Annotated in this window: 20 protein-coding genes, 1 tRNA gene and 2 pseudogenes; 11 read left to right on the top strand and 12 right to left on the bottom strand. The window is 63.8% G+C overall.

Annotation, left to right across the window (positions count from 1 at the left end):
* Positions 1-26: 26 nt before the first annotated feature.
* The 3 genes and pseudogenes from ACFMO3_RS05850 to ACFMO3_RS05840 all read left to right on the top strand — a co-directional run.
* Positions 27-980: pseudogene (locus tag ACFMO3_RS05850) on the top strand (ABC transporter permease); the annotation flags it as partial.
* Between the two features lie 111 nt (positions 981-1,091).
* Complete coding sequence (locus tag ACFMO3_RS05845) at positions 1,092-2,654, top strand: ABC transporter ATP-binding protein (protein WP_376789526.1); 1,563 nt, start codon at positions 1,092-1,094, stop codon at positions 2,652-2,654.
* A 130-nt stretch (positions 2,655-2,784) separates the two neighbouring features.
* A complete protein-coding gene (locus ACFMO3_RS05840) occupies positions 2,785-4,152 on the top strand; it encodes a UDP-glucose dehydrogenase family protein (protein WP_376789495.1) in 1,368 nt (455 codons plus the stop codon).
* Positions 4,153-4,276: 124 nt separating this feature from the next.
* Here ACFMO3_RS05840 and ACFMO3_RS05835 read toward each other — a convergent pair whose 3' ends face one another.
* The 6 genes from ACFMO3_RS05835 to ACFMO3_RS05810 form a co-directional block, all read right to left on the bottom strand.
* Positions 4,277-4,873, bottom strand: a complete 597-nt coding sequence (locus ACFMO3_RS05835) for a polysaccharide deacetylase family protein (RefSeq protein ID WP_376789494.1) — start codon at positions 4,871-4,873, stop codon at positions 4,277-4,279.
* Between the two features lie 286 nt (positions 4,874-5,159).
* A complete protein-coding gene (locus ACFMO3_RS05830; RefSeq protein ID WP_376789493.1) occupies positions 5,160-5,453 on the bottom strand; it encodes a hypothetical protein in 294 nt (97 codons plus the stop codon).
* Between the two features lie 242 nt (positions 5,454-5,695).
* Positions 5,696-6,541 (bottom strand): DegV family protein, encoded by an 846-nt coding sequence (locus ACFMO3_RS05825; protein WP_376789492.1) that lies wholly within the window; start codon positions 6,539-6,541, stop codon positions 5,696-5,698.
* Positions 6,542-6,574: 33 nt separating this feature from the next.
* Entirely contained in the window at positions 6,575-7,057 is a 483-nt protein-coding gene (locus ACFMO3_RS05820; RefSeq protein ID WP_376789491.1) for a flavin reductase family protein, read from the bottom strand.
* A 159-nt stretch (positions 7,058-7,216) separates the two neighbouring features.
* On the bottom strand, positions 7,217-8,533 hold the full coding sequence (locus ACFMO3_RS05815; RefSeq protein ID WP_376789490.1) for a C39 family peptidase: 1,317 nt from the start codon (positions 8,531-8,533) through the stop codon (positions 7,217-7,219).
* 37 nt (positions 8,534-8,570) lie between these two features.
* Entirely contained in the window at positions 8,571-9,701 is a 1,131-nt protein-coding gene (locus ACFMO3_RS05810; RefSeq protein ID WP_376789489.1) for a hypothetical protein, read from the bottom strand.
* Positions 9,702-9,867: 166 nt separating this feature from the next.
* On the opposite strand from ACFMO3_RS05810, the gene ACFMO3_RS05805 reads away from it, so the two are divergent.
* From ACFMO3_RS05805 to ACFMO3_RS05795, 3 genes are all read left to right on the top strand, one after another.
* Entirely contained in the window at positions 9,868-11,130 is a 1,263-nt protein-coding gene (locus ACFMO3_RS05805; protein ID WP_376789488.1) for an MFS transporter, read from the top strand.
* A 71-nt stretch (positions 11,131-11,201) separates the two neighbouring features.
* Positions 11,202-11,702, top strand: coding sequence for a hypothetical protein (locus ACFMO3_RS05800; protein WP_376789487.1), 501 nt, complete (start codon positions 11,202-11,204; stop codon positions 11,700-11,702).
* Positions 11,703-11,777: 75 nt separating this feature from the next.
* Positions 11,778-14,012, top strand: coding sequence for an ATP-dependent helicase (locus tag ACFMO3_RS05795; protein WP_376789486.1), 2,235 nt, complete (start codon positions 11,778-11,780; stop codon positions 14,010-14,012).
* On the opposite strand, the gene nth is transcribed toward ACFMO3_RS05795, so the two are convergent.
* From nth to ACFMO3_RS05780, 3 genes are all read right to left on the bottom strand, one after another.
* On the bottom strand, positions 13,945-14,721 hold the full coding sequence (gene nth / locus ACFMO3_RS05790; protein WP_376789485.1) for an endonuclease III domain-containing protein: 777 nt from the start codon (positions 14,719-14,721) through the stop codon (positions 13,945-13,947). The two genes, ACFMO3_RS05795 and nth, sit on opposite strands and share 68 nt — an antisense overlap.
* Positions 14,722-14,913: 192 nt before the next feature.
* Complete coding sequence (locus ACFMO3_RS05785; protein WP_376789484.1) at positions 14,914-16,053, bottom strand: NAD(P)/FAD-dependent oxidoreductase; 1,140 nt, start codon at positions 16,051-16,053, stop codon at positions 14,914-14,916.
* 108 nt (positions 16,054-16,161) lie between these two features.
* The gene (locus tag ACFMO3_RS05780; RefSeq protein WP_376789483.1) at positions 16,162-16,596 is read right to left on the bottom strand and encodes a DUF4157 domain-containing protein; all 435 of its coding nucleotides are present in this window, start codon (positions 16,594-16,596) and stop codon (positions 16,162-16,164) included.
* A gap of 211 nt (positions 16,597-16,807) precedes the next feature.
* Between ACFMO3_RS05780 and ACFMO3_RS05775 the strand changes: the two genes are divergently transcribed.
* The gene (locus ACFMO3_RS05775) at positions 16,808-17,515 is read left to right on the top strand and encodes a sugar isomerase domain-containing protein (protein ID WP_376789482.1); all 708 of its coding nucleotides are present in this window, start codon (positions 16,808-16,810) and stop codon (positions 17,513-17,515) included.
* Positions 17,516-17,597: 82 nt separating this feature from the next.
* Positions 17,598-20,306, top strand: a complete 2,709-nt coding sequence (locus tag ACFMO3_RS05770; RefSeq protein ID WP_376789481.1) for a glycosyltransferase family 39 protein — start codon at positions 17,598-17,600, stop codon at positions 20,304-20,306.
* Between the two features lie 59 nt (positions 20,307-20,365).
* Here ACFMO3_RS05770 and ftsH read toward each other — a convergent pair whose 3' ends face one another.
* Together ftsH and ACFMO3_RS05760 are read right to left on the bottom strand one after the other, a co-directional pair.
* Positions 20,366-22,300, bottom strand: coding sequence for an ATP-dependent zinc metalloprotease FtsH (gene ftsH, locus ACFMO3_RS05765; protein WP_376789525.1), 1,935 nt, complete (start codon positions 22,298-22,300; stop codon positions 20,366-20,368).
* Positions 22,301-22,532: 232 nt separating this feature from the next.
* A pseudogene (locus ACFMO3_RS05760) lies at positions 22,533-22,625 on the bottom strand (hypothetical protein); the annotation flags it as partial.
* A gap of 891 nt (positions 22,626-23,516) precedes the next feature.
* Here ACFMO3_RS05760 and ACFMO3_RS05755 point away from each other — a divergent pair.
* Positions 23,517-23,846: a squalene/phytoene synthase family protein gene (locus ACFMO3_RS05755; protein ID WP_376789480.1), complete on the top strand. Its 330-nt coding sequence runs from the start codon at positions 23,517-23,519 to the stop codon at positions 23,844-23,846.
* Positions 23,847-23,854: 8 nt separating this feature from the next.
* On the opposite strand, the gene ACFMO3_RS05750 is transcribed toward ACFMO3_RS05755, so the two are convergent.
* A tRNA-Leu gene (locus ACFMO3_RS05750) sits at positions 23,855-23,938 on the bottom strand.
* A gap of 409 nt (positions 23,939-24,347) precedes the next feature.
* On the opposite strand from ACFMO3_RS05750, the gene era reads away from it, so the two are divergent.
* Entirely contained in the window at positions 24,348-25,340 is a 993-nt protein-coding gene (era, locus tag ACFMO3_RS05745; protein ID WP_376789479.1) for a GTPase Era, read from the top strand.
* 57 nt (positions 25,341-25,397) lie between these two features.
* Positions 25,398-26,288: a tRNA pseudouridine(55) synthase TruB gene (gene truB / locus ACFMO3_RS05740; protein WP_376789478.1), complete on the top strand. Its 891-nt coding sequence runs from the start codon at positions 25,398-25,400 to the stop codon at positions 26,286-26,288.
* The last annotated feature ends 9 nt before the right edge of the window (positions 26,289-26,297 follow it).

The following is a 26,297-nucleotide window of genomic DNA, read 5'->3' as shown; positions in this document are numbered from 1 at the left end:
CCAGACCTGCTCGGAGAGGATGCGGGATGGATGCGCGGCGATTCGGCTTTATCATCGGCGTGATCGCCCTGATTTTTGGAACGGCGGTGGTGCTGGGCTATGGGCGCTATCCGGCGGTGGTGATCCTCGTCAGCATGCTGGCCACCACCATTCGGGTTTCCACCCCGCTGGTGCTGGGGGCCCTCTCCGGCATCTTCTGCGAGCGGAGCGGGGTGGTGAACATCGCCATTGAGGGCATGATGCTAACGGCGGCGTTCACCGGGTTCACGGCCTCCCTCTATATCTACGACGCCGGCGTTCCGGGCCTCCTGGCTCTTCTCCTGGGCGTGCTCATCGCCATCCTCACCGGGGCCCTCCTGGGTCTGCTCCACGCCGTCCTTTCCGTCACTTACAAGACCGATCAGATCATCAGCGGGACCGTGATCAACATCCTAGCGGTAGGGATCACGGGTTATTTGAACCGCCAGCTTTTCTTCGGGGGCCAGATGCCCCATTCCCCCGGCGTGCTCCCCCGCATCGCCCTCCCTGGGCTTTCCAAGCTTCCTCTGGTGGGCAGCATCTTCAGCCAGCAGCCGATCACCTGGCTGGCGCCGATTCTGGTGATCCTGGTGCATATTCTGTTGTTCCGGACCGTATGGGGTCTGCGGACGCGGGCCGTGGGGGAACACCCACGCAGCGCGGACACCCTGGGGATCGATGTGATCCGGCTTCGTTATATCAATGTGGTCCTGGGAGGGGCGATTGCCGGCCTGGCTGGTGCGTATTTCACCCTCGAGTCAGTGCCGGCCTTTGAGCCCCTGATGACCAATGGCCGGGGCTTCATCTCCCTGGCCGCGATGATCTTTGGGAACTGGACGCCGTTCGGGGCCTGGGCGGCCACGCTGCTGTTCGGGGCCGCCCAGGCCCTTCAGGCCAATGCCCAGCAATTCGAGTTTCCTGCCCCTTCCCAGTTCGTGGGCATGGTGCCCTATGGGATGACCATGCTGGTGCTGACCGGCATCGTCGGGCGGACGATCCCGCCTGCGGCGGACGGGCAGCCCTATGAGCGGGAGACCCTGCCTCCCCGTCGTCGGGCCGCTCATCCCTCTCCGCTGGAGCTCTCCGGGGATGGGGAGATCCTGCGGGCGGTGGGGATCAGCAAGCGCTTCCCCGGGGTGGTGGCCAACGATCATGTGAATTTCTCCTTGCGTCGGGGGGAGATCCATGCCGTCCTGGGGGAGAATGGAGCGGGGAAGACCACGCTGATGAACATCCTGTATGGCCTCTATCATCCGGATGAGGGGGAAATCTACATCCGGGGTCAGCCGGTGGAGATCCGCAGCCCCAGCGATGCCATCCGCATGGGCATCGGGATGGTCCACCAGCACTTCATGCTGGTGCCCGTGTTCACGGTGGCCGAGAACATCATCCTGGGCCAGGAAGTCCGGCGCGGGCTCTTTTTGGATCTCCGGCGGGCGGTGGAGGAAGTCCGCGCCCTTTCCCAGCGCTACGGGTTGGAGGTGGACCCGGAAGCGCTGGTGAAGGATCTGCCGGTTGGGGTTCAGCAGCGGGTGGAGATCCTGAAAGCCCTTTACCGGAAGGCGGATATCCTGATCCTGGACGAGCCCACGGCGGTGCTGACGCCTCAGGAGACCGAAGAGCTGTTTCGGGTGATGCGCAACCTGCAGCGGCAGGGGGTCTCGATCATCTTCATCACCCACAAGCTAAAGGAGGTCATGGCGATCGCCGATCGCATTACGGTGCTTCGAAATGGCCGCGTGGTGGGCACCCTGACCCCTGGGGAGGCGGATGAGGCGCATCTGGCGGCGATGATGGTCGGGCGTGAGGTGATGCTGACGGTGGAGAAGACCCCCGCCCGGCCCGGTCCGGAGGTCTTGCGGGTGGAGGATCTCCGGGTCTGCGACGATCGGGGCGCGATGGTGGTCAATGGGGTCAGCTTCTCCGTGCATGCGGGCGAGATCCTGGGGATCGCCGGGGTGCAAGGCAACGGCCAGACGGAGTTGATCGAGGCCCTGGTCGGACTGCGGCCATCCGCCGGCGGCCGGGTGCTCCTGCTGGGCGAGGAGATCACCCTGCAGCCGCCCCGTTATCGGACCGAACGAGGGATGGCCCACATCCCGGAAGACCGCCAGAAGCACGGCCTGGTGTTGTCGTATTCTGTGGCGGACAACCTGGTCCTCAACACCTACTATCAGCCCCCCTTCGCCCGGGGGATCCAGCGGCAACCTCAGGCGGTTTGGGAGCACGCGCGGCGTTTGATCGCCCTCTACGACATTCGAACGCCCAGCCCCGATACTCCAGTGCGGAGCCTTTCTGGGGGGAACCAGCAGAAGGTGATCGCCGCCCGGGAGCTTTCCCGCCCCATCCGCCTGCTGGTGGCCAACCAGCCGACCCGGGGTCTGGATGTGGGGGCGACCGAGTATATCCATCGCCAGATCGTGGAGATGCGCGATCAGGGAGCGGCGGTCCTCCTGGTCTCCACCGAGCTGGATGAGATCTTCTCCCTGGCGGATCGGATCGCGGTGATGTATCGGGGCCGTATCGTCGCCATCCTGGATCAAGCGGAGGCCACGCTGCAGCAGGTGGGGCTGCTGATGGCGGGCGTGTTCCCGGCGGAGCGGTGGCCGATCACCCAACCTTCGGAGCGCGCGTGAAAACCCATGGCCTTCTTGGGCCGAGGGGCGGAAGATCCTGAAACGCCATCGTCCTCACGAGGTCTCCAGGGAGGGGCGAGCCTCCCCGGTGCAGTTCTCCCTTTCGCGGATCACCCCTTGGGAGGTGGGAATGAAGCGGATCTGTGTGATCGGGGCGGGGTATGTCGGGCTTACCACTGCGGCGTGCCTCGCCGACCTGGGCAACCGGGTGACATGTGTGGACATCAGCGAAGAGAAGATCGCCATGCTCCAGGAGGGCCGCCTCCCGATCTTCGAGCCGGGGCTGGAAGAGATCGTCCGTCGCAACATGAAAGCGGGCCGCCTGTTCTTCACCATCTCCTATGAGGAGGGCATCAACGGCCTGCCGGCGGAGTTCGTCTTCATCGCCGTGGGGACGCCGGAGGGGGTAGACGGCGAAGCGGATCTGCGGTATGTGCGCATGGCTGCGGAGCGCATCGGCGAGGTGATGGATCATCCCTTGATCATTGTCAACAAGAGCACCGTGCCGGTGGGGACGGGGGACTGGGTGGCGGACATCGTGCGCAGCCGCCAGCGCCGTCCTATCCCCTTCTGGGTGGTCTCCAATCCGGAGTTCCTGCGGGAAGGATCCGCTGTTTACGATTTTATGAACCCGGACCGTATCGTGCTGGGCTCGCTGGATCGGGAGGCGGCGGAGAAGGTGGCACAGCTGTATCTGCCCCTGCGCAGCACGATTATGATCACTGATCTGCGCACCGCAGAGATGATCAAGTATGCTTCCAATGCTTTCCTGGCCACCAAGATCTCCTTCATCAACGAGATCGCCAACATCTGCGAGGCCCTGGGGGCGGATGTAAAGGAGGTGGCGGCCGGCATGGGGTATGACAAGCGCATTGGCCGCGCCTTTCTGGATGCGGGGGTAGGGTGGGGTGGGTCTTGTTTCCCCAAGGACGTCAAGGCCCTCATCCACATGGCGGTTGTCCACGGATGCCATCCGCAGCTGCTGCAGGCGGTGGTGGAGATCAACCGGGACCAGCGGCGGCGGGTGGTGCGGAAGCTGAAGGAGATCCTGGGGGATCTGAACGGCATGGTGATCGGATTGCTCGGGCTGGCCTTCAAGCCGAACACCGATGACATCCGGGAGGCTCCGGCCCTGGAGATCGCGGGATATCTGCTTCAGGAGGGCGTGATCGTCCGCGCTTATGATCCGGTGGCCATGCCCAATGCTGCCCGGGTTCTCCCCCAGGTGATCATGTGCGCCGATCCCTACGAGCTGGCGGCGGGGGCGGACGCCCTGGTGGTGGTGACGGACTGGAACGAGTTCAAGCACCTGGATCTTCCGCGCATCAAGCAGCTCATGCGGCGGCCGGTGCTCATCGACGGCCGCAACATCTACGAGCCGGGCCTCATGCGTGAGCTGGGCTTCATCTATCGAGGGATCGGTCGGGGCACCGATGCGACGGCGGAGGGAGGCCAACCATTCGCCGCCGCGGCAAGGGCCGGCCTCCCAGAAGGATGAGGCGGATGGAGCAGTCTCCGGATCTTCCAGCTCTGCTGTCAGGGGGAACATCCGATAGCGAGGCACGCCGGGCGGACTGTTGGGCGGGGCCGGCCCCTGGGATGGGGGAGGATCTCCATTCGGGTCAGGGGGCGTCCGGCGGGAACATCTCGCTCAGGGTGACCAGCCGGAAGCGGGCCGCTAGGTCTGGCAGCGCCCGGCGGGCTCCTTCGACGTTCCACGAGCTGACATGCAGCAGGACGATCTCCCCACCCCGCACGTGCTCCCGCAGGAAGGCGGCCACCCGCTCCGGATCCCGCGTGCCCTGTCGATCCAGCGTCCAGTAGATATCCAGCGTCCAGAGGGCGACCCGCATGCCGCGCCGCCGCACCGCTTCCAGGATCTCCGGATCCGCTTCCATCGTGAAGCCTGCCATCCCCGGCGGCCGAAACCAGCGGGTGGGGTAGGGCTGGCCCAGGGCCTCTTCCACCGCCCGCTGCCAGCCGTCGAGCTCCGCGTCGATGACTGCGGGGTCTGGACGGGGCGCCAGCCCTCGATGATGAAGGGTGTGATTGCCCAGCTCGTGGCCGCCGGCCACCAGGCGCCGGACCAGCTCCGGGTGGGCGCGAAATACCCATCCCACGCAGAAGAAGGTGGCCCGAGCTCCCGCCGCCTCCAGATCCTGAAGCAGGGGTTCCAGCAGATGGGGAAGGAAGCAATCATCGAAGGTCAGCGCCACCATGGGAGGGGATCCCCGGCAGACCACGCCGGATGTGGCACAGGGAGGCGATCCTGCCCGGCGGGGCCTGGAAAGCCCTCTCCGGGCTTCCCGCAGGGATTGGCGCAATACCTGGGGGTCTTCATCGGGAATTGGCCGGCGCGGCGGGGGGGCAGCCTCTGGCCATCGCGCGCCGAGCAGGAGGAGCAGCAGGAGGAGGTTTTCCAGGAAGATGCCAGGGGATCGGATTGTCGCGGGGCTTCTGCGGATGCCCATGGCGCTATACCTCCCGCGATGGATGCGCCCATCCTCATTGCAAGATCCCGCTTTGCAGAGGGTTTTCTTCGGGAAGGCTCAGGGCACCGGAACGAGTCAGTCCATCGATTCCCTGGGGGAGTGCTCCTAGTGGGCTTGGATCCAGGTGATGGCTTCGCGGATGGGGGATGAATTTCCCTTCCGGCCACAGCGATTCCACCACCAGATTGGGCACGCCCATCACCCCGCGCTCAGTGATCCGATGGGCCTGCTCCCGGGCCACGAACAGGATATCCGGCTCATGCATCTGGTCTGGGGCCAGCACCAACGGCGTGCGGGATCCCCGCACCTCCCCAGATCGTGAAGCTCCACATATACCCGTACAATCGCTCGTGGATGTTCAGAGCGGGCGAGGGCAAGATCATCACCCCGTTGATGAGCTCAGCCTTGCCATCCTCCGATGTCAGCTTCAGGAACTCCTCTGCCGTCATTCGTTCGTTCCGCCATCTCCACCCGCGTGCCGAACTTCCATCGTCCCATCTCCGCCTCCTTACCCCTCTCAATTTCCGCTTTGGCATCCCGATGGAGGCTCTACTTCTCGGATCCATAGCACGCCAGGCCCAGTCCCCCCGGCCCGGCATGGGTGGCCACGGCGGGACCGGCCTCGGCGACAAGGATCTCCACAGGTTGGAATTCCTCATGCAAGGTGCGGGCGATCGCTTCCGCCACTTCCGGAAGTCGGGTGTGCATCACCCCGATCCGAAGATCCCGCCGCCCGCGGGCATACTCCCGGATCAGCTCCAGGAGGCGGGCCCGAGCCCGCTGAGTGGTTCGCACCCGCTCATGCGCCTCAATTCGACCCTCGTGGAGTTTCAGGATCGGCTTCAACTGGAGGAGGTTTCCCATCAGCGCCTGGATGTTGCTCACCCGTCCTCCCTTGGCTAAATACTCCAGGGTATCCAGAACGAAATAAAACACCATGCGGCTCCTCATAAACTCCAGGCGCTCCAGGATTTCCCGGGCGGTCGCCCCGGCGCGGGCCATGCGAGCGGCTTCCAGCACCAGCATCCCCTGAGGGACGGAGATCCAGTGGGTGTCCACGACATGGATCTCCGCCTCGGGGAGCATCTCCCGGGCCGCCATCGCCGATGCATAGGTCCCGCTCAGCGCCGAGGAAAGATGAATCGAGAGGATGGGATGCCCCTCCTCGCTCAGCCGCCGGTAGGCCTCATAAAATCGACCCACCGGCGGCTGGGAAGTCGTGGGGAGCGTCGGGGAGGTCTGGAGATATCGATAAAAGGTCTCCAGATCCAGATCCTCTCCCTCATAGTAGGTCCGCCCGCCTATGTTCACCACCAGGGGGACTACCGTGATCGCATGCTGGCGGAACAATTCGGGCGGAAGATGCGCGCCGCTATCCGTGACGATCCGAACCATCGCGTTCCCATTCCGGTGGGGGTAAGCAGCTGGTCATCCACCATAATACCATCCTGTATCCCACATCACCAGCGGCTTCGCATCGGGGTCTCGCAGGCCGGCCTCGATCACCTCCGCCACGAACACGGTATGATCGCCCCGGCGCACCGCATCCGTCACCCGAGCCTCAAACCATGCCGGCAGGTCCAGGAGGAGCGGCGCGCCGGTTTGGGGGCCCCGCTCGAAGGGATAGCCGTTTAACCGCCCTTCAGACACCTGGGTGGGGCGGAAGAAAGCCGCAGCGATCTCTTTCTGCCCGGCCCCCAGGATGTTCACGGCGAATTGGCCGGTCCGCTCAATCAACGCATGGAGATGGCTGTCCCGTTTCACTCCCACCATCACCAGGGGTGGGTTGAATGAGGCCTGGGAGAGCCAGTTGATGGTTCCGGCGGCGATCTCCTCGCCGTCCGCCGTGGTCAGCACGTAAAGGCCATAGGTGATCAGCCTGAGGGTGCGCTTGCGGATCTCGGGATCCATTGTTTGTCCCTCCTTCCGTTGTTTGGGCTGGTGTGGGCGCGCTCGCCTTCGGAGGCGGAATGGCCCCTTTCCGTGGCCCACCGAACCGCGGAGAGGGGATTGTTTCATAGCTTACCCAGAACATCTAGGAGCCGCTTCTGCGGCGATCTCTGCGCGACATCAGGGAGATAGGGCCTCCAGGTGAGCTCGGGCCGTCTGAAAGTGGGGGTTAAACCGTAGGGCCTGCTCAAAGAGCGCCCGGGCGCGCTCTCGATCCCCTAACGCCAGCAGCGCTTGGCCCTTATAGTCATACCATTCCTCGACATAAGGTGTCACCCGCAGGTTCGCATCCACCAGGGCGATGACATCGGCGTAACGGCCAGCCGCCAGATAAGCTTCGAAAGGCTCAAAACGATACCACAGGATCCGCCAGGGTAGCCCCAAAGACCGCGCCTGATCGAAGGCTGTTGCAGCATCCTCGACCTGCCCCAGATGCAACAGCGCGGCGCCCGCATTGAACCAGGCGAAGGCCTCCTGAGGATGGGCCGCGAGCTCCTCCTGCGCCCGGGCCAGCGTTTCTTCCCACATCCGGCGGTCGTCGTCCCAGGTCGGGCCGATCAGTTCCCGGAGGCGGCCCTCCGCCCCGGGTGGATAGATCACGATATACGTGCGATTGAAGTGCCGCCAGTAACGGTCCACCTCGGTATATGGAACGCCCTGATTGGGACCCATATAGGAGTCCATGAGGATGAACTGCCCCGCCCGCTCGCTGTAACCGATCAGGAGCCTATAATGCCCCATCCACCCCTGCCGGGGATCGGGCTCAAAGCCGGTCTCGATGATCACCGGAAAGCCGGATCGGAGCAGACGCTTGAGCAATTCGATATCCCCATTCACCCGCACCCGTGCCCCCAGCCCCAGGCTTCGGGCGAAGGCCGCCATTTCCTCCGGCGAGACGTTTTTGTCCTCCGGATCCGGCTTCAGGACCGCGGCTGCATCCCGCTGGGACCCATGCCACCCATAGAAGCTTAAAGCCATCGCCAGGGTGGCAGGCCCGCAATTGTTCCAGGTCTGGAACATGTGGCGCACGCCGTAAAGCAACACATCGGCCTGATCCAGCGCCGCCGGGGTGTTGCGCGCCGCTTGGGTCGGCCCCGGGAACGCCGGCCGGGTGACGGTAGGCGTTGGCGTCGAGCGAGGCGGGGTGAGGGTAGGCGATGGAGAAGGGACCGGCGTCGGGGAAGGACGGGCAGTCCTTGACGGGGAAGGGCGCGGAGCAGCCGGCGTGAGAAGAGCCGCCAGCCGTTCCGGGGGCACCGTTGCCATCGGCGTGGGGACCTCTTCCGGATGCGCCGGCCAGAACCAGGGCTGAAGGGGCTTCGGGACCAGTCGAGCAATATGGCGAGGGGGAAGGCGATGAAGGCCCTCCCAGATCGTCCCCAGGCTCAGGAACGCCACCAGCAAGCTGAGCCCGATCCATTTCCGATGGAATCCCATTCAGCGTCCCCCTTTCCAGCTTGGGAACCGATCGCTCTTACTCTATGGAGATGCGCGGGATATCGAAGGCGCTTTCCAGCAGCGCCACGAGGCCTGCGGCAACCAGCGTATGGCCTCCCACCAGGAGGGCCAGAGGCGCCCGAGCCGCGGCTTCCATCCATTCCCGGATCACCGGATCGCGGATCTCTGAGGCCGCAAAGAGATCCGCGGCGTAGCGATCTGCGGGCGATGGCCAGCGGCCGGCGGCCGCCATCCAGACCCGGATGTCCAGCAAGGCTCCATCCCCCAGCTCCGCGAGCGTCTCAAAGAAGCGTGTGGGCCCTACTGCCTGAAGATAAGCATACACCAGGGAGCGCACTTCGCCCCGTTGCGTCCGGGCGCTGGCCTGCATCCCCCGCTCCTCGCTGAACACACGGGTCCAGACCTGAGTGTGCCGTTCCAGGGCCGCCCAGGCCCATGAGGGGACACGTCCCGCCACGATCAGACGGCTCCCGGGGGTTCGCAACAGGGCCTGGATCCGGTGCACCCGGGAGGGATCCCATCCGGTTTGCACCACGGCCTCCCGGAGAGCAGCAGGCGCCTGGGGGTGCTGGGCGGCGATCAGGGCATCCACCGGTGTATCCAGATCCAGGAGAGAGGCGGTGGAGCGTGGCCAGACCTGGGCCGGAAGCCCGGCCTCCCGATGCAGCACCCATGCCATCGCATTGTCCGTGGGAAGCCGCCGGGCACAGGCGGGGATGATCTCCGCCGGGGCCACTGCGATCCAGTCGCTGGAATGCAGGTTGTTGGTCAGCAGGCCTTCCCGGATTTCCGCGAACGCCGTGAGCACTGCTTCCCAATCCGCCGAGCTCATCAAGGGCGCGGCGCCCGCCCCTACGTAGAGCAGGCGGGAGATCCGATGGCGCTGGATCAGCTCGGCCAGGCGGGCGCCGAATTCGAAGGGCTGACCCCCCGGATCCAGATCCACTTCCAGAGGGAAAGGGGCCCCTTCCAGGGCTTCCAGGCCCTCTCGATCTGGAGTGGCCAGGATGACCTGAGCCACCTGCCCGGTATCCATGATCTGGCGAATGGTTTCCTGAGCTGCCACCCGGAGGATCCGCCCCATTTGCTGTTCCAGCGGGTGGTTCCCCATCGGGCTCACCATCACCAGCAGGGTGAGATCTTTCATGCAATCCCTCCAAGCTTTTCCATAATCTTAGCCTTGTGACATCGGGGATTGTACAGCCGTCTTCCCTATGGGATTGGGGATGGCGGGTTCTTCCCCCCACTCTCTGAGTTAGAATCATAACCAGGGGCGTGGAGAATCCCATTCCTTCCGGTCGGAGGACTCCACGATGACGACCGCACGAGGCGCTGCCACCACCTGGCCCCAGTGGATCGCCCTGAGCCTGTATGGGCTGGCTTTGACCATGACCGCCGCGGTGGTGGATCCCCCCTGGCTGAGCCAAAAGGCGAGCGAGCTGGCGGGCCCGGGCTGGCAGAACACCCTGCTGGGCAGCGTGGCCTTCATCGGCCTGCTCTGGGCCGCCCTGGTTCAGCCGGTCTTTGGAGCCTGGAGTGATCGGATCCACAGTCCCTGGGGACGCCGCAAGCCGTTCCTCTGGCTGGGCAGTCTGCTCCTGGCCGTGGCCCTGGCCCTCCTGGTTGCCGCGCCTTCTGTGCCGCTGCTCCTCCTGGCCCTGCTCCTGGTGCAAACATTCTCCAACATGGTGCAGGCCGCTTACCAGGGGTTGATTCCCGATCATGTGCCCGAAGATCAACGGGGCCGGGCCTCCGGGATCAAGGGATTTATGGAGATCCCGGCGGTGGTGATTGGCCCGCTGATCGCCGGTTATTTCCTGGGCCGGGGGCAAATCTGGGGGCCCTATCCAGTGCTAGTGATGCTCTATCTTCTGGTTGGGCTGATCACGGCGGCAGCGGTGCCCTCCCAGGCCCTAGCCGAGCCGCCGTCTCGTCGCCCCACCTGGATCTATCAGGTGGAATGGGGCCACGCCCCCACCTTTGCCTTCTGGCTGGCCCATCGCCTCATGTTCTGGTGGGCTTTGCTGACGCTGCGCACCTTTCTGATCTTCTTCTTCCGGGATACCATGGGCCTGACAATGGAGCAGGCGCAGGCTCTCAATGGCACCCTTTCAGCAATCCTCGGGGTGATGATCCTGTTGCTCATGGTACCTTCTGGCGCCCTGGCCGATCGCTGGGGCGTGCGTCCACTGCTCCAGGGCGCTGGGATCTTGGCCGGCCTGGGAACCTTCGGCTTCCTCGGTGTCTCCCGGCTGTATGGACGGCCGGAGCTCCCAGTGCTGGTGGCTGCCTCGCTGGTCATCGGAGTGGGCGTGGCCCTGTTCGTGGCCGCCAGCTGGACCTGGATCACCCGTATTGTGCCCTCCGATGAGGCGGCGCGCTATCTGGGGCTGGGGAATATCGCCACGGCAGTGGGCAGCGCCATGGCTCGTTTGAGCGGACCGGCCATCGACGCGCTGAACCGGACCACAGGCAGCCTGCTGGGTTACGACGCGATCTACGGCCTGGCCGGCCTGCTGTTCCTGGGCAGCCTGCTCGTGGCACGCCCCCCCGTCTGGACGAACAAACGCCTGTGAGCCTTTGATACGAGCGCGGGGGGAGCCAAGGCCTCCCTGGGTCCAGAGTCCAGTAGAATGCGGAGGTGCCCGTGCGGTTACGCGAATGGATGGAGGAGCTTCCCAAACGACTTCAGCCGCTCCTTCCACCGGACCTCCGGGGGTTCCGATGGTCCGCCCGGCCATGGCTGGTGCAGGTCTACTATCGCGATCCGGCGTTTCACTACGAGGTGTGGCACCTGGGGGAACGACGGGGGCGCATCGAGATCGGCCTGCATTTTGAGAGCCGGGACCCGGAGCGGAATCGGGACGCCCTAGAGCGGGTGAGCCGCCACATCTGGGAGATCCGGGATCGTCTAGGACCTTACGTGGAGGCTGAGTGGTGGGATCGCGGATGGGCCAAGGTGTTTGAGACCCATCCGCTTCCGTCGCTGGATGAGGAAAGCATGGAGCGCTTCGCCCGGCGCCTAACGCTCTGGATCCAGACGCTGGAGCCGATTCTCGCCTGGGAACGAGCCGGCGCCCATGACCCTCCCACTTCCCCCATAGAGGGCATAAGGCGTGGATCCGCTCGAAGTTTTTCCACCCGATAGCATTCGAGGGAAGTCCGCGGCTTCTCCCTGAAGAAAGAAGATCCCGTTCTGGAAGACCACCCCATCGGAGCGCCTATGCGCCACCTTCCTTCCTTTCTCAGGGAACTGAGCCCCAGCCAGCAGGAAGCCGTCACGGCGCCGGACGGACCGATGCTGGTGCTGGCCGGGCCGGGCAGTGGGAAGACTCGGGTGTTGACCTATCGGATCGCCTATTTACTCACGGTTCGGCGTGTCTCTCCCTTCCACATCCTGGCCGTCACCTTCACCAATAAAGCGGCGGAAGAAATGCGAGCCCGCCTGGAGGCCCTGTTCGGCGAGCGGGCCGCCGAGCTCACCCTGGGGACTTTCCACGCCATCTGTGCCCGCTTCCTGCGCCGGGAAGCCTCGCTCCTGGGCCTGAACCCTCAATTTGTGATTTACGACGAGGAAGACCAGCTGGAAGCCGTCCGTCAGGCGCTGCGGGATCTCCGCCTGGATGAAAAGCGCTACCGGCCCGGGGCGCTGCGGGCAGCCATCTCCCGGGCCAAGAACGAGTTCATCCGCCCAGATGACTACCCCATTCAAACCTACTTCGATGAGATCGTCGCTCGTGTTTACAGCCGTTATGAGGAGCGCCTGCGAGCCGCCGATGCTCTGGACTTCGATGATCTCTTGCTGCGGGCGGTCGATCTGTTTGAAAACCACCCCGAGGCCCTGGCCCGCTATCAGGAACGCTACCGCCATATCCTGGTGGACGAGTTCCAGGATACGAACACCGTGCAGGTTTTCTTGTTGCGGCTGCTGGCCTCCCGGCACCGCAATCTGTTCTGCGTGGGGGATGAGGATCAGAGCATCTACGGCTGGCGCGGGGCGGATTTCCGAAATGTCATCCGCTTTCGGGAGCATTTCCCCGAGGCCCGCATCATCATCCTTGAAGAGAATTATCGGTCCACCCGGACCATCTTGGAGGCGGCTCAGTCCGTCATCCGTTTCAACCGGGAGCGGTATAACGAAAAGCGCCTGGTCGCCGCCCGCGGGCCTGGTTCCCCGATTACGGTCTATGAAGCGTTCGACGAAGAAGACGAGGCCGCCTTTGTAGTCCGCCATATCCAGGAGCTGATCGAAACCCGTGGAGTTCGGCCTCAAGAGATCGCCGTGATGTATCGGACCAACGCGCAATCCCGGGCGCTGGAGGAAGCCTTCATCCGGGCCGGTCTGCCCTACCGGCTGGTGGGCGGTGTTCGCTTCTATCAGCGCCGCGAGATCAAGGATCTTCTGGCTTACCTCCGCCTCGTTCTGAACCCCCATGACGATATCAGCCTGATCCGTATCCTGAACGTGCCCCCACGGGGGATCGGACCGGCGACGCTCTCCAAATTGACGGCGCTGGCCCAGCGTCAGAACGTCTCCCTGTTCACAGCCATCGAACAGGCCACGGGCTCCTCCTCCCCGTTTCCTCCCCCGGATTGGGGGAAGGGTGGGATATCCCTTTCCCAGAAAATCCGCCATGCCCTCGCCGATCTCAGCGAGCGGATCCGGGCCTGGCAGGCGGCCCGCGAGGGCATGGGCGTGGCCGAGTTATTGCGGCGCATCATCGAGGAGATCGGCTACGCGGAATATCTGGAGAGCCTGGAGGATCAGGAGCAGGAGATCGGAGGACGGCGCTGGGATAACGTGATGGAGCTGCTGCGGGTCGCCACCCCCTATCAACCGGGCGCTTTCGAGGATCCTCTGGCAGCCTTCCTCAGCGAGGCCGCCCTGATCTCCGATGTGGATACCCCCCTGCCCTCCCCGTGGGAGGTGGATGCGCCGATCCTGTTAACACTCCATGCCGCCAAGGGACTGGAATTCCAGGCGGTGTTTATCACCGGCCTGGAGGAGGGATTGCTTCCCCACAGCCGTTCGCTCGATAAGCCGGACGCTCTGGAGGAGGAGCGGCGCCTGTTCTACGTGGGGATGACGCGAGCCAAAGATCTCCTGTTTCTGACCTATGCCTTCCGTCGGTATGATGAGATCCGCACGCCCTCGCGGTTCCTCCGGGAGATCCCCAAGGAGTTGCTGACGGGGGCGATCCCCCGATCCCGACCGGATCGTCAAGTAGCCGCTTTACATTTACAGGAAACCCCGGTGGCCTCTCCCTCCAGCCTGCGTTTCCGCCCGGGCATGCGGGTTCGTCATCCTCAGTTTGGGGAAGGGCTGGTCCTGGAGAGCCGGCGGGCTGGCCCGGACGAAGAGGTGGTGGTGATGTTCGAGGAAGTTGGGCTTAAGCGGCTCCTGGCTGGGTTTGCAAATCTGCAGATCCTTCCGGATCCGACACGACCCCCTTCGTAGCGTGTTGTCCGGTTATGACCTTGGAATCCGCTTGCCATCGGCGCCTTCGATAGAAATCGCACTGGCGCTGCACTGGGCAGAGTTCGCAACGCGGTCGCTGGGCCTTGCAGATCTCCCGGCCGTGGCGGATCAGGAGCAAGTGGAAGGGGAGGTAACGTTCCGGTGGAACGAGCGCTTCCATCCAGTCATGGGCTTTCTCCGCGGACATCCCCTCGGGGATCAGGCCCAGACGGGTTCCCACACGGTGAACGTGCGTATCCACTGGGAACGCGGGCTTATCCAGCGAAAACAGGAGCACAATGGCCGCCGTCTTTGGCCCCACTCCATCCAGCCTCCGCAGCCATGCTTTGGCTTCCTCCACCGGCCATTCCGCCAGGAAGTCGAGGGACAGCTCCCCGCGCTCCTCGGTGATCTGCCGCAGGATCCGCTGGATACGGGGCGCTTTCTGGGCAGAAAGCCCGGCGGGCCGGATGGCCTCCCGCACGGCCTCCACAGGGGCATCCCGCACCGCCTCCCATGTGGGAAACCGTTCGCGCAACCGCTCGAAAGCCCGCCAGCTGTTGATGTCGCTGGTGTTCTGGGAGAGGACAGTTAGGATCAATTCCGAGAGGGGATCCAGCCGCCAGCGGGCCGGGATCCCGTAATAGGCCTCCAGCGCTCGGTCGATTTTTCCCGCCTTCCGCCTCAGGGTTGCACGGGGTCGATCCATATTCGCCGGTTCTGCTGCTTGATGGTTTTCATCGCTTACACCGCGGGACCACAATCGGGGAGGCGGGATGATCCCCTCCCTTTCCCTGTGGCTCGGAGCGCCACAGGGAAAAAGGGCGGGTCATCCAGGGCGGCTCGTGCGCCTCCTCACCCTCGGGGGAACATCCCGCCAGGCGACCGCGAGGGAGCGCTTCTATTCCCCGAACCAGGCCCGGAGCCGCTCCGCCTCGAAGGCCCGTTTTTCCTCCAGGTAGCGGGGGGAAGGTTCGGTGAGCTCGATCTCGGGGGCCGGATCCGTGAGGAAGCGCCCGCGCACCAGCATCGCCTCACCTCGCCCCATCTCCAGGTAACAGAATCCTTCTCCCGTGAAGGCGGTCTCCGACTCCCGACCTGCGAACACCGCTGCGATCCGCTCCGCGACCACCTGGCCTTCCGCCTCCGCGAAGACCCCCGCTTTAGGCAGGGGCATGCCGTTCGGAAGGAGGATCTCCGTGATGTCGCCGATGGCGTAAACGCCCGGGAATCGGGTTTCCAGCGTCCGCGGATTCACCCGCACCCATGCTCCGCCATCGGTGAGGCCGCTGCGAACCACCACTTCCGGACAGCGGTGGGGGGGCACTCCCAGAAGCAGATCAAAGGGCCGTCGCCGCTCGCCGAAGCGCACCGCTCCCGCTTCCACGGCTGTGGCCTTTTGGTTGGGGGAGAACTCGATCCCATGCTCCGCGAGGCGGCCCTCCAGAACGGAGCAGCCGGCTGCACCCAGAACAGGGAGGGACATCGGCTGGGGGGTGAACACCGACAGATGGGCCCGGATGCCCCGCGCCTCGAAGAAGTCCTTCAATAGGAAGGCCATCTCGTAGGGCGCGGGCGGGCACTTGTACGGAGCGCCGAAAATCCCGATCACGACCTGCCCGCCCTGGAACGCCCGCACCGCCTCCGCCGCCCGGGGGATCTCCTGGGGATCGTATACATTGATCGCGTGCTCCCGGAAGCCGGGGATGGCGTCTGGATCCAGTTCGGCGCCCAGCGCGATTACCATCGCGTCCCCTTCCAGGCGCTGGCCGTCCGCTTCCACGGCCCGATTGGCCGGGTCGATAGCGTGGATCGTGGCCTGCAGGACGCGGATCCCCAGGCGCTCCAGCGCCTTCAAGGGTCGGCGCCCTTCCTCGAGGGTGCCCCGGCCGATCAGGGCCCATGTCTTGCGCAGGCCCATCATGAAATATGGACGTCGCTCGATCAAAAGGATCTCATCCTCCGGGGGGAGCCGTTGACGGAGCGAATAAGCCGTCGCCACTCCCCCGAAGCCGCCACCCAGGATCAACACCCGTCGCATGGAAACCTCCTGTTTCAAGGCTTTCGGGGATCGAACCTTTCAGATCCGGAAGGCCCGATAGCCCTCCCATCTGAAGGAAGCCGCTGTGCGCCTGCTGATGCTTCAAGCTTACACGGGGGAATGGTGTGCATGCCAGCGCTCCTCCACCGCGGCGGCTACCTGAGCGGCCTCATGCTCCAAGCGGACCCCCCGATAGCGTTGCGGCTGGTTGAGGTAATCCTTCAGGTAGGCCAGCAGAAACCCCAGGAGGCCCTTCTCCCGCCACTGGCGGATATGGACCAGCTCGTGGACCAGGAGGAGGAATCCCGGCAGCTGATCCAGCGGCCCGTAATCCGGATCCATAAAAATGTGTCGTCCGAGGGTCACAGCTGCCGGATTGACCCCGGGAATCGGATCCGGCATCAGCCGCAGGATCAGCCGGGAGAGCGGAGTCCCAACATGCAGGCATGCGTGTTCCCAATCCATCTCGGAAAGCCAGGGGTCTGCAAGCTCGCGCAGCAAAGCCCGTATCGACTCGGGGATCGGTCCTCGGTAAGGGATCATCCCGGTTGCCTCCATGTCCATGGGGTTTTCGAGATCGCGCGGAACCCCGAAGATGCCCCTCCCTTCTCCAGTTATAGATCATACAGGGATGGGAGCCGAACGGGGCCAATTCCATCCGGACTCACGGCGATCATGGGTTGCCTGGTCATGGGCGCTGTCCCGGAAATGACTACAATGTATTGGATGAGCTTTTCGCTCAGGGGAAGAAACCATGAGCTGGACCCGCTATCGTGAGGTGGTTCTGGATCAGCTGCAGCGCGCCTTCGAAGCGAATCGGGACACGATCCCTGCGGCGGCCCATCTGATTGCCGAGGCCGTGGCCAGGGATCGGATCGTCCATGTGTTTGGGAGTGGACACTCGCAGCTGGTGGCTCTGGATATCGTCGGTCGCGCCGGAGGGCTGGCGGGTGTGAATCCCCTATTTGATCCGCTTTTCGGGCGGGCCGAGCGCCTGGAGGGGTTCGCCTCTGTTCTTCTGGCCGCCCACGCCTTTCATCCGGGAGATGTGCTGATTGTGATCTCCCATTCGGGCCGCAATCCGGCCCCCATTGAGGTCGCCCTTTACGGCAAACAGCATGGCCTTCCGGTGATCGCCGTGACCGCTGTAACCTTCAGTCGCTCCATTCCCTCCCGCCATTCCTCGGGCAAACGTCTTTTCGAGCTCGCGGATGTGGTCCTGGATACCATGGGCCCTCCGGGCGATGGGGCCATCCGCCTGGATGGGGAGCTTTATGTAGGACCCACCTCCACCGTGGTCGGCGCCGCCCTGCTTCAGGCGGTGATCGCGGAGGCAGCCTCCCGGCTGATCGAGCAGGGGATCCGCCCCCCATTGTTCCGTTCCGGCAACCTGGAGGGATCGGACGCCCATAATCAGGAGCTGCGCGCCCGTTACCGGGGGCGGGTGCTGTTCCTGATTTAGTCCGGTTTGGTCTCATGGTCCACCCATGTTGAGCCTTCCAAGCCAAAGCGCCAGATGGAATATACGGGCTGGGCTGGGGGTCATGATCCTTTTCGCCTTTGGCCTCCGGCTCTATCGACTAGGCGAGCCTTCTCTCTGGAACGATGAGGGCCTGACACTCTATCGAGCGCAGGCCCCATGGGCGGAGCTCCTCCGTGGGCAGATTGTCCTGCAGGGCCTTCGACCTATTCTGACCATAGACAATCACCCCCCTCTTTACTTCGTTGTGCTGAAAGTTTGGATGGCGCTGGCTGGCGATACGGAGTTCGCTCTTCGGTTCCCATCCGTGTGGGCTTCGATCCTCATCATCCCCCTCGCCTGGACGATCTGGAAACAGCTTGGGGAGCCGGCCGCGGCCTGGATCAGCGCCCTTCTCCTGGCCGTCTCACCCCTCTATTTATGGTATGGCCAGGAGGCCCGGATGTATACGCTTCTGGCCCTGGAGAGCCTGTTCCTTTTCCGGCTCTGGCTTTCCTTTTCCAGGAATTCCTCGCGAACTTCTTCCCGGTTTGTCATGATCGCTGCGATGGTTTCTATGCTGTTAACGCATTATACTGCTATCCTGTTGATCTTTTCGCTCTGGCTTTGGGCTCTCTTTCAGCCTCAACGTAGCCAGCGCCGTATGGCACTCCTATCGCTTCCTGCTTTTGCTATATTGGGACTTTTTCTGCCCTTTCTCTATCAAAGGCTGCTCAGTGGTCCAGAACGGGATTACCACTTCATCCCTTTCCCAGGCCTTCTGATCGACATACTCCGAGCGCCTGCCTTTGGAACCTCTTTTCCTTATCGGAACCCCGAGTTGTGGCCTATCCAGTGGGCATGGGTGGGAGCGATGGGGATAGGGGGATGGCATCTCCTGCGTCACAAACGATCTGTTGGTTTCCTGTTTTTGTTCTCTTTCTTCGGTCCCACGGTTCTTCTTTATGGGCTTTCTTATATAAAACCCCTCTATCAAAACATCCGCCATCTGTTCCTCATCACTCCGATGGCCTATCTCTTGGCATCCCTGGGATTTGCTCTCCTGATCCGCCGCGGTGTTTACGTTGGGATCCCCATCAGTGCCTTGGTTTGCGCTGGCATGCTCCTGAGCGATGGGCTCTATTTTTGTGAACCCTATTCTCTCAAGGATGACTGGCGGGGTGCTCTGGCCTGGACGAACCGAGAGGTCACTGCCAAGGATCTGGTGATTCTTCAAGATCTCACACTGACCCCACTGGCCAGGTATTACTATCATGGCTCTGCTCCTCTTCTTTTGACCGGTCGGGAGGGCGAAGAGCAGGAAGCGATGATTCAAGCGCTGGAAGCTTCCACCCAGCGTCCAGAGCGCATCTGGTTGATCACGGGCCTCTCTGAGGAAGATCTCCTCCGGCCCAATCAGGCTCTCCCCCACTGGTTGAGCGCGAACGGTCTCTATCTGATGCAAAAAGTATTCCCCAGCCGGAATATATGGGTTCGTGTGCTGGTCTATGAGCTCTATGCCTGGGATCATCAGCCATCCCCGGAAGCGATCCCGGTGGATCTTCAGATCGGATCTTATCTTCGCCTTCGATGGATAGAGGGGCCGGAGCTGGCATATCCTGTGCTCCGCTGGTGGTTTTTCTGGGAGAAAGGATCGCTCTCCTCGCTGAATCTATGGTTGGACATTCGACTTATGGATGGGGGTGGTGAGGTCTGGGCTCGGGAAGTTCAACCGATCTGGCCTTCGTTCCCGCCGGACCGATGGCCGGAGGGCCAACCGGTTCGCCAGCAGGTCCGTATGCGATTGCCTCCCGGCCTTCCTCCGGGGATCTATCGGTTGCGGGTGGAAGCCTTCGATCTCGATCGCCGCATCCCGGCGAATGGGGCACCAGCGTGGGAATCGCCATCTTTCTTTCTGGAAGGCTATACCCATCCTCCGGATTTCATGACCCCTGGGGTTCGCTCCATGGGCGGGGTCCAGCTGCTTGCCGCCCGGCTGGTGGTGGATCCTCCATATTTCCCTGGTCTTGGAGTGCCTGTTCACCTGCTCTGGCGAGCCGAAGCCGACTCTCCCGGTGCGCGTTCGATAGCTTTATTCTGGCAGCAAGGAGCCACGCGTCGTCTCCTGTTCCGGGGAGAGCTGGGCCCTGCGTTCTTCCCCTCCGATCGGTGGAAGGCTGGCCAGATCGTCGCGCAACCGCTCGTTGTGCCATTGCCGCCTGACCTCCGGGGCTACGGGCAGGTCCGGCTGGTTGTCTATGACGAGCGGGGGGAGCCGATCCCCTGGGAGACCATGTGGCCTTTTTATCGCCAGGGTTATCCGGTTTTCACACTGAACCTCTCCCCTTGGCCGACCCGTCGCAAGCCGATCCCGCTGAGCCGAGAAGGTCGCGCATGTTTCGAGGATCGGATCTGTCTGGATCGTTATGAGATCCGCCCGGAGCAGGCTGCCCCAGGTCAAATGGTGGAAGTCCGTCTAGCCTGGCACGTGCGGCGTCAGCCGGAGCGCCCCGGGGTGGTTTTTGTCCATCTGAGCCGGCGACCGGACCAATCGCCTCTCACGACAGGGGATGCGCCGCCACAGGGAGGCCAGCGACCGATTTTGACTTGGGAGCCGGGGGAATATGTGGAGGATATCCATCGACTGCAGATCCCGAAGGATCTTCCCCCTGGCCACTATGGGATCTTCATAGGCTGGTACTCGGAGGAAGGGCGCTGGAGGGCCGTGGATCCTTCGGGGGCGCGTTATCCGCTGGATGCGGTCCCGCTGGGAGCGATCGAAGTTCGACCGTAAATGAAAAGGGGGATGGATGCCTGGCCCATCCATCCCCCTTTCGATGCGATGGCGTTTCATCAGGCCGGAACCGGGACTGGAGCCGGCCCGGTGCCGGGGGCCGGGGCGCTGGGCTGGGGGGCAGCCGGCTGGGGGGCAGGGCCGGCGGCTCCGGGCGCCTTCCGTTCCGGCGGCGTCCGCCCTTCCATAATCGCCCGGAAGGTCTCCGCGTCCAGGGTCTCCATCTCGATCAGCTTCTGAGCCACCGCCTCCAGCTTATCCCGGTGCTCGGTGAGGATCCGCTTGGCCCGCTCGTAGGCCTCCATCACCAGTCGGCGGACCTCGGCGTCGATCTCCTGGGCCACGGCGTCGCTGTAGTCCCGCTGCTCGGCGATCTCCTTGCCCAGGAAGATCAGCTCCTCTTTCTTCCCGAAGACCATCGGCCCCAGCTTCTCGCTCATCCCATACCGGGTGACCATGGCCCGGGCTAGCTCGGTGACCCGCTCCAGGTCCTCCGCCGCGCCGGTGGTGATATCGCCGAAGATGATCTCCTCTGCGGCGCGGCCGCCCAGGGCCATCGCCATGTCGTCCAGGAACTTGGAGCGGGTCCACAGGGTGCGATCCTCCTCGGGGAGGGCCAGGGTGTAGCCGCCGGCCATGCCTCGGGGGATGATCGTCACCTTGTGCACCGGATCGCAGTTGGGCAGGTAGTAAGCGACCACTGCGTGGCCGGCCTCATGGTAGGCAATGATGCGCTTCTCGCGCTCGGTGATGAGGCGGCTCTTGCGCTCCGGTCCGGCGATCACCTTCTCGATCGCCTCCTCGAAGTCCTTCATGGAGATCTTCTTTTTGTTCTTGCGGGCGGCCAGGATGGCAGCCTCGTTGACCACGTTGGCGATATCCGCGCCGACGAAGCCTGGCGTGGCCCGGGCCAGCACCGACACATCCACATCATCGTCCAGCGGCTTGCCCCGCAGGTGCACTCGAAAGATCGCCTCCCGCCCCTTCACGTCCGGCCGATCCAGGATCACCCGGCGATCGAAACGCCCGGGGCGCAGGAGGGCGGGATCGAGGATATCTGGGCGGTTCGTTGCGGCCATGACGATCACATTGGTGTCAGTGTCGAAGCCGTCCATCTCCACCAGGATCTGGTTGAGGGTCTGCTCCCGCTCATCGTGGCTGCCACCGATCCCGGCTCCCCGGTAGCGGCCCACCGCGTCGATCTCATCGATGAACACGATGCACGGGCTGTGGCGCTTCGCCTGCTCGAAGAGATCCCGAACCCGGGCGGCCCCGACGCCCACAAACATCTCCACAAACTCGGAGCCCGAGATCGAGAAGAAGGGCACCCCCGCCTCGCCGGAGACCGCCTTGGCCAGGAGGGTCTTGCCGGTTCCCGGCGGGCCGACCAGAAGGACCCCCTTCGGGATCCGGGCGCCCAGGGCAATGAATTTCTCCGGCTCTTTCAGGAACTCCACCACTTCCTGAAGTTCCTGCTTGGCCTCATCGACCCCGGCCACGTCATCGAAGGTGACTGTGGGGCGCTCCCCGGTGAACATACGGGCCCGGCTCTTGCTGAAATTGAAGGCCTGGTTCCCGGGAGCCTGGGCTTGGCGCAGGATGAAATAAAAGAGGCCCACCACCAGAAGGACCGGCAGCCCATAGGTCAGGAAGGCGATGAGGATGCCTCCCCACTCGTTGGGGCGCTCCGGGACATACTGGATGCTCCGGAGCTTATCCTCGGGGACTCCCAGGGTTTTCATCTGATCCAGGAAAGTCGAGCCGTTCTCTTTAACGGCGCTCAGGATCTTCCCGTTTTTGAGCTCGACCTGGACGTAGTCTCCGCTGACGACGACCTTCTTCACCTCGCCGGCCTCCAGGCGGGCGGCGATATCCGTCAGGGAGACGGATTCTCCACGGCTCCCGCCCCCCCGACCCATCGCCAGGAAGACAATCAGGGTGACCGCGATGAGGAGCCAGATCAACCCATTGCGCAATCGCGCCGAATTCACCAGCGGCCTCCTGTTCTCCGATTTCCACCCTGATTATATCACGCAAATCCTCGGATTCCCCCTTCCGATTAAAGCGGGCTGTGCCACACCAGCTTCTCTGGATAAGGAGGCCAGAGGACTTGTTGCCGGAGCCATTCGGGCGCGGAGGCTTTGTGGAGATGATGCCGGAACAGGATGAGGGGACGATCAGAGGCACCCGGCCTTCCTGGTAGGCTTGGATGCGCTCGATCAGCTCCTGGCGCTCCAGATCAGGCCGCATCCGCTGGAGGTATCCCAGGGCGTGATGCAGAGCGTTGGCGACCCGGCCGCGGGTGAGCAGCTCCCCCATTGCTTGGGCCAGCTCGGCCTCATAATCGGGGAGGATGTCCGGCTAGCGCCGACGCTGGCGGCCAGCCGCCCGAGGCATTGCAGGCAGGTAGGGCTGGCGGGCCATGCGGAGCGATGCCGGATCCCCGACCAGGATCACGGGCTCCCGGGGGATCCCCATCCCGACCTCTGCTTCGGGGAACACTGGAACCCACTCCACATAGGGGTTCAGGAGGCGCTACACGAAATCATCCCGGCGGTGCCCTCCGTCGAATCGGACCGGCTCCCCTAGCAGACATGCACGGATTCCAATGCGCAGGCGAGGTCATTCCATCGTCAAGCTCATAAAGAGCAGCAAGATAACGGATTGCCCCTTGCTCCCCAGCGATTTCCCGGGCTAGTGTCCGGCTGGATCACCCCTTACCTGGTTCTACCGACGCCGGTGGGTCCAAATCCGCAAGAGGGTGTGGCCGATGCGGGTCGCGACCAGGGAAGGATGGGCCCATCCGATCCCCCCAGCCATGGGGATCGGGCGTGGCCCAGGGAGCGGCCCATGGCCAGGGGAAAGCGGACCCATCCGGAAAGACCCCCGATGGACTGGGCCAGCCATATCGGGATGGCGCCCTTGAGGAATTCGAGGTGGATTTGCTCCTTCCGCCTCCCCGGGCGTCGAGCCACGCCGGGACGCTGCGGCGGCTTTCACGGGCTTCGGCTTCCAAGGCCGCCCACAGTGCCTGTCGCGGCGAAAGCATCCCAAAGCGCAGGTAGGGGGAAAGGCGGGATCCTCCCTCCCCATCGATCCGCCTCCGCAGCGCCCGATAATGAAAAATGGGCGCATCGTCTCCTTTTGCGGTGCGCCTGGGGGTTGCTCTGCAGCCCACCAACATCCTGCGGGATGGGGGAGGATCTGGAGATGGGGAGGGTGTATCTTCCGTTACAGGAGCTGCGCGCCTTTGGTCTGAGTGAGGAGGATCTCCGAGCCCATCGGGTGGATGAGCGCTGGAGGTCCTTCATGCGGTTTCAAATCGCTTGGGCTCGTCAGCTATATGCGGAGGCTTGGCCGGGCATTGCCCTTCTTCCATCCAGGGCCCGATGGGCCATTGCCGCGGCGGCCGATCTCTATCGGGGCATTCTGGAGGTTATCGAGCGAGAGGAAAGCCAAGGGCGTTGCGGCTCCATGTCCGGAAACCCATGGCCGAGAGGGGGAAAGCCTACCAGGAAGGGGAGGCCGGCGCTACAATAGAGGGCGAGTGCCGGGGGCGGGAGTCGAACCCGCACGGCCTTGCGGCCACCTGATTTTGAGTCAGGCGCGTCTTCCTGTTCCGCCACCCCGGCGTGTTCTCCGCATGCTTCATTCTAAAAGGGGCCCTGGATGAGTGTCAAGACGGCGGAACGTGGGGTTCCATCCTCCATCCGATGGCTCACGTTCGAGCTCTGGATCTATTTGCGTCTTATCTCCTAACCCTGATCGGCCCTTTCACCCCCCGGGCGAGCACACCGTTCCTGCGGGTGCTCACCGGGGCCTTGTTCGGGAGCGCCTTCGTCTGGACGTTTTTCCCGCGCCTGTGGCTTCCGGAGTGGGCCGCATGGGAGGAGCGGTCCCGGCCGGTGGAATCGCCACGGCTTTCGAAAGGGCCGGAGCGCGGCAGACGGCCTCCGCCCCCCAACGTTCCCGCGAGAGTCCGCCAAAATATAACCGGGCAAAGCCCTGCCCGATGGCAATCCCACCGGAGGAGGCAGATCGGTGAATGAACAGGAGCCGTCGCCGGTTTTACCGGAATACGAAGCAGTTCCTCCCGGCCATCGTTCCGGTTTCGTGGCCATTATCGGCAAGCCCAATGTGGGGAAGTCCACGCTGCTGAATGCCTACCTGGGCGCTAAGATTTCGATTGTCTCGCCGAAACCGCAGACCACCCGGCATCGGATCCTGGGTGTGCTGACGCGGCCGGACGCCCAGGTGATCTTCATGGACACGCCGGGCATCCACCAACCGTTCCACAAGCTGGGAGAATACATGGTGGAAGTGGCCCGACGCACGATCCCGGACGCCGATGTGATCGTTTTCATGGCCGATGTCTCTCAGTGGCCGGATGATGAGGATCGCATGATCGCCGATCTGCTGAAGGAGCAGGCGGCGGACAAGCCGGTGATCCTGGCGTTGAACAAGATCGACCTCTTGCGGTCCGACCGAGAGAGCCGCCTGGCGGCCTACCGGGCGCTGGCCCCCACGCCGTCGGACGCGGAGCCTCCCTTCCCTTGGGAGGAGGTGCAGATCTCGGCCGTTCGAGGCGATAACCTGGATCTCCTACTGGAGCGCATCATTGCCCATCTTCCGGAAGGGCCTCGATACTACGATCCCGAGGTGCTCACAGATCAGCCGCTCCAGATGATCGTGGCGGAGCTCATCCGGGAGAAAGCCCTGCTTCTGCTGCGGGAGGAGGTTCCCCACGGGATCGCCGTGGAGATCACCGATTGGGTAGATCGGAATCCGAACCTAACCTATATCGCGGCCACGATCTACGTGGAGAAGGAAACCCACAAGCCGATTGTGATCGGCGAGAATGGCCAGATGCTGAAGCGCATCGGGGCCGCCGCCCGCCAGGAGATCGAGGCGCTGCTGGGGCATTCCGTGTATCTGGAGCTCTGGGTGAAGGTCCGAAAGAACTGGCGTCGGGATCCAGAGCAGCTGCGCCGCCTCGGCTACGCCCTGCCGCGCGAGCGTAAGGAGCGGCGGTGAATGGGATGGAACATAAGGGCATCTTTCCTCGTTTAGGCTCAACCGCGCATTCTATACATGAAAGCGCCTGCCGGGCTGCTGGTGCTGGATAAGCCGAAGGGGTGGACCTCGCACGAGGCGGTGGAGCGGGTTCGGAAGGTCACCCGGATCCGGCGGATCGGCCATGCCGGGACGCTGGATCCCCTGGCAACGGGGGTGTTGGTGCTGCTGGTGGGCCCGGCGACCCGGCTGGCCGAGTTCCTGCTGGGCCATGATAAACGCTATCGGGCCACGATCCGTCTGGGAATCCGCACGGATACCGATGACGCCGAGGGACGGATCCTGAGCGAGCGGCCTGTGGAGGTCTCCCGGGAATCTTTCGAGGAAACGCTGCGTTCCTTTGTGGGGGAAATCCTGCAGATCCCGCCGGCTTTCTCGGCCATCCGGCAGGGCGGGGAGCGCCTGTATGAGAAAGCCCGGCGTGGCGAGATGGTAACGCCATCGCCCCGGCGGGTGCGGATCGATGCGCTGCATCTGATGGAATGGAATCCGCCATGGGCGACGATCGAGGTCGCCTGTTCCGCGGGAACCTACATCCGGGCCCTGGCCCGGGATATCGGGGAACGGCTGGGATGCGGCGCTCATCTCGCTGAGCTACGCCGGCTGGCCAGCGGCCCTTTCACCCTGGCGGATGCCATCCCGTGGGAGACCCTCGAGGGCGCCGCCCGGGCCGGGGATTGGCTTCGCTATCTTCGATCGATGGCGGACGCCCTGCCGGATTGGCAGCCGATCACGCCAGGGTCAGAGATCCTGAACCGGCTCCGGCACGGGCAGCCCATCCCGGTCGAGGCGCTGCCCTATCCTGGCTTCCGGCTTCGGGTGCATGGGCCCGGTGGAGGGTTGCTGGCGCTGCTGGAGCGCCATGGGGAGCGCTGGCAGCCGGTGCGGGTGTTTCCGGAGGATCCGTGAAGGCAACCC

It is taken from the genome of Thermoflexus sp. (genome assembly GCF_042408815.1).
Taxonomy (GTDB): Bacteria; Chloroflexota; Anaerolineae; order Thermoflexales; family Thermoflexaceae; genus Thermoflexus.
Note: the sequence above shows the minus strand (reverse complement) of the source record. Positions and strands in the feature narration are given on the sequence as shown.

Coding starts and splice junctions, on each gene's coding strand:
- ACFMO3_RS05840 (WP_376789495.1), top strand. CDS start 2,785: ATGAAGCGGATCTGTGTGATCGGGGCGGGGTATGTCGGGCTTACCACT.
- ACFMO3_RS05780 (WP_376789483.1), bottom strand. CDS start 16,596: ATGATCCCTTACCGAGGACCGATCCCCGAGTCGATACGGGCTTTGCTG.
- truB (WP_376789478.1), top strand. CDS start 25,398: ATGAAAGCGCCTGCCGGGCTGCTGGTGCTGGATAAGCCGAAGGGGTGG.
- ACFMO3_RS05820 (WP_376789491.1), bottom strand. CDS start 7,057: ATGGATCCCGAGATCCGCAAGCGCACCCTCAGGCTGATCACCTATGGC.
- ACFMO3_RS05815 (WP_376789490.1), bottom strand. CDS start 8,533: ATGGGATTCCATCGGAAATGGATCGGGCTCAGCTTGCTGGTGGCGTTC.
- ACFMO3_RS05825 (WP_376789492.1), bottom strand. CDS start 6,541: ATGGTTCGGATCGTCACGGATAGCGGCGCGCATCTTCCGCCCGAATTG.
- ACFMO3_RS05835 (WP_376789494.1), bottom strand. CDS start 4,873: ATGGTGGCGCTGACCTTCGATGATTGCTTCCTTCCCCATCTGCTGGAA.
- ACFMO3_RS05770 (WP_376789481.1), top strand. CDS start 17,598: ATGATCCTTTTCGCCTTTGGCCTCCGGCTCTATCGACTAGGCGAGCCT.
- ACFMO3_RS05805 (WP_376789488.1), top strand. CDS start 9,868: ATGACGACCGCACGAGGCGCTGCCACCACCTGGCCCCAGTGGATCGCC.
- ACFMO3_RS05810 (WP_376789489.1), bottom strand. CDS start 9,701: ATGAAAGATCTCACCCTGCTGGTGATGGTGAGCCCGATGGGGAACCAC.
- ACFMO3_RS05785 (WP_376789484.1), bottom strand. CDS start 16,053: ATGCGACGGGTGTTGATCCTGGGTGGCGGCTTCGGGGGAGTGGCGACG.
- ACFMO3_RS05755 (WP_376789480.1), top strand. CDS start 23,517: ATGGGGAGGGTGTATCTTCCGTTACAGGAGCTGCGCGCCTTTGGTCTG.
- ACFMO3_RS05795 (WP_376789486.1), top strand. CDS start 11,778: ATGCGCCACCTTCCTTCCTTTCTCAGGGAACTGAGCCCCAGCCAGCAG.
- ACFMO3_RS05775 (WP_376789482.1), top strand. CDS start 16,808: ATGAGCTGGACCCGCTATCGTGAGGTGGTTCTGGATCAGCTGCAGCGC.
- nth (WP_376789485.1), bottom strand. CDS start 14,721: ATGGATCGACCCCGTGCAACCCTGAGGCGGAAGGCGGGAAAAATCGAC.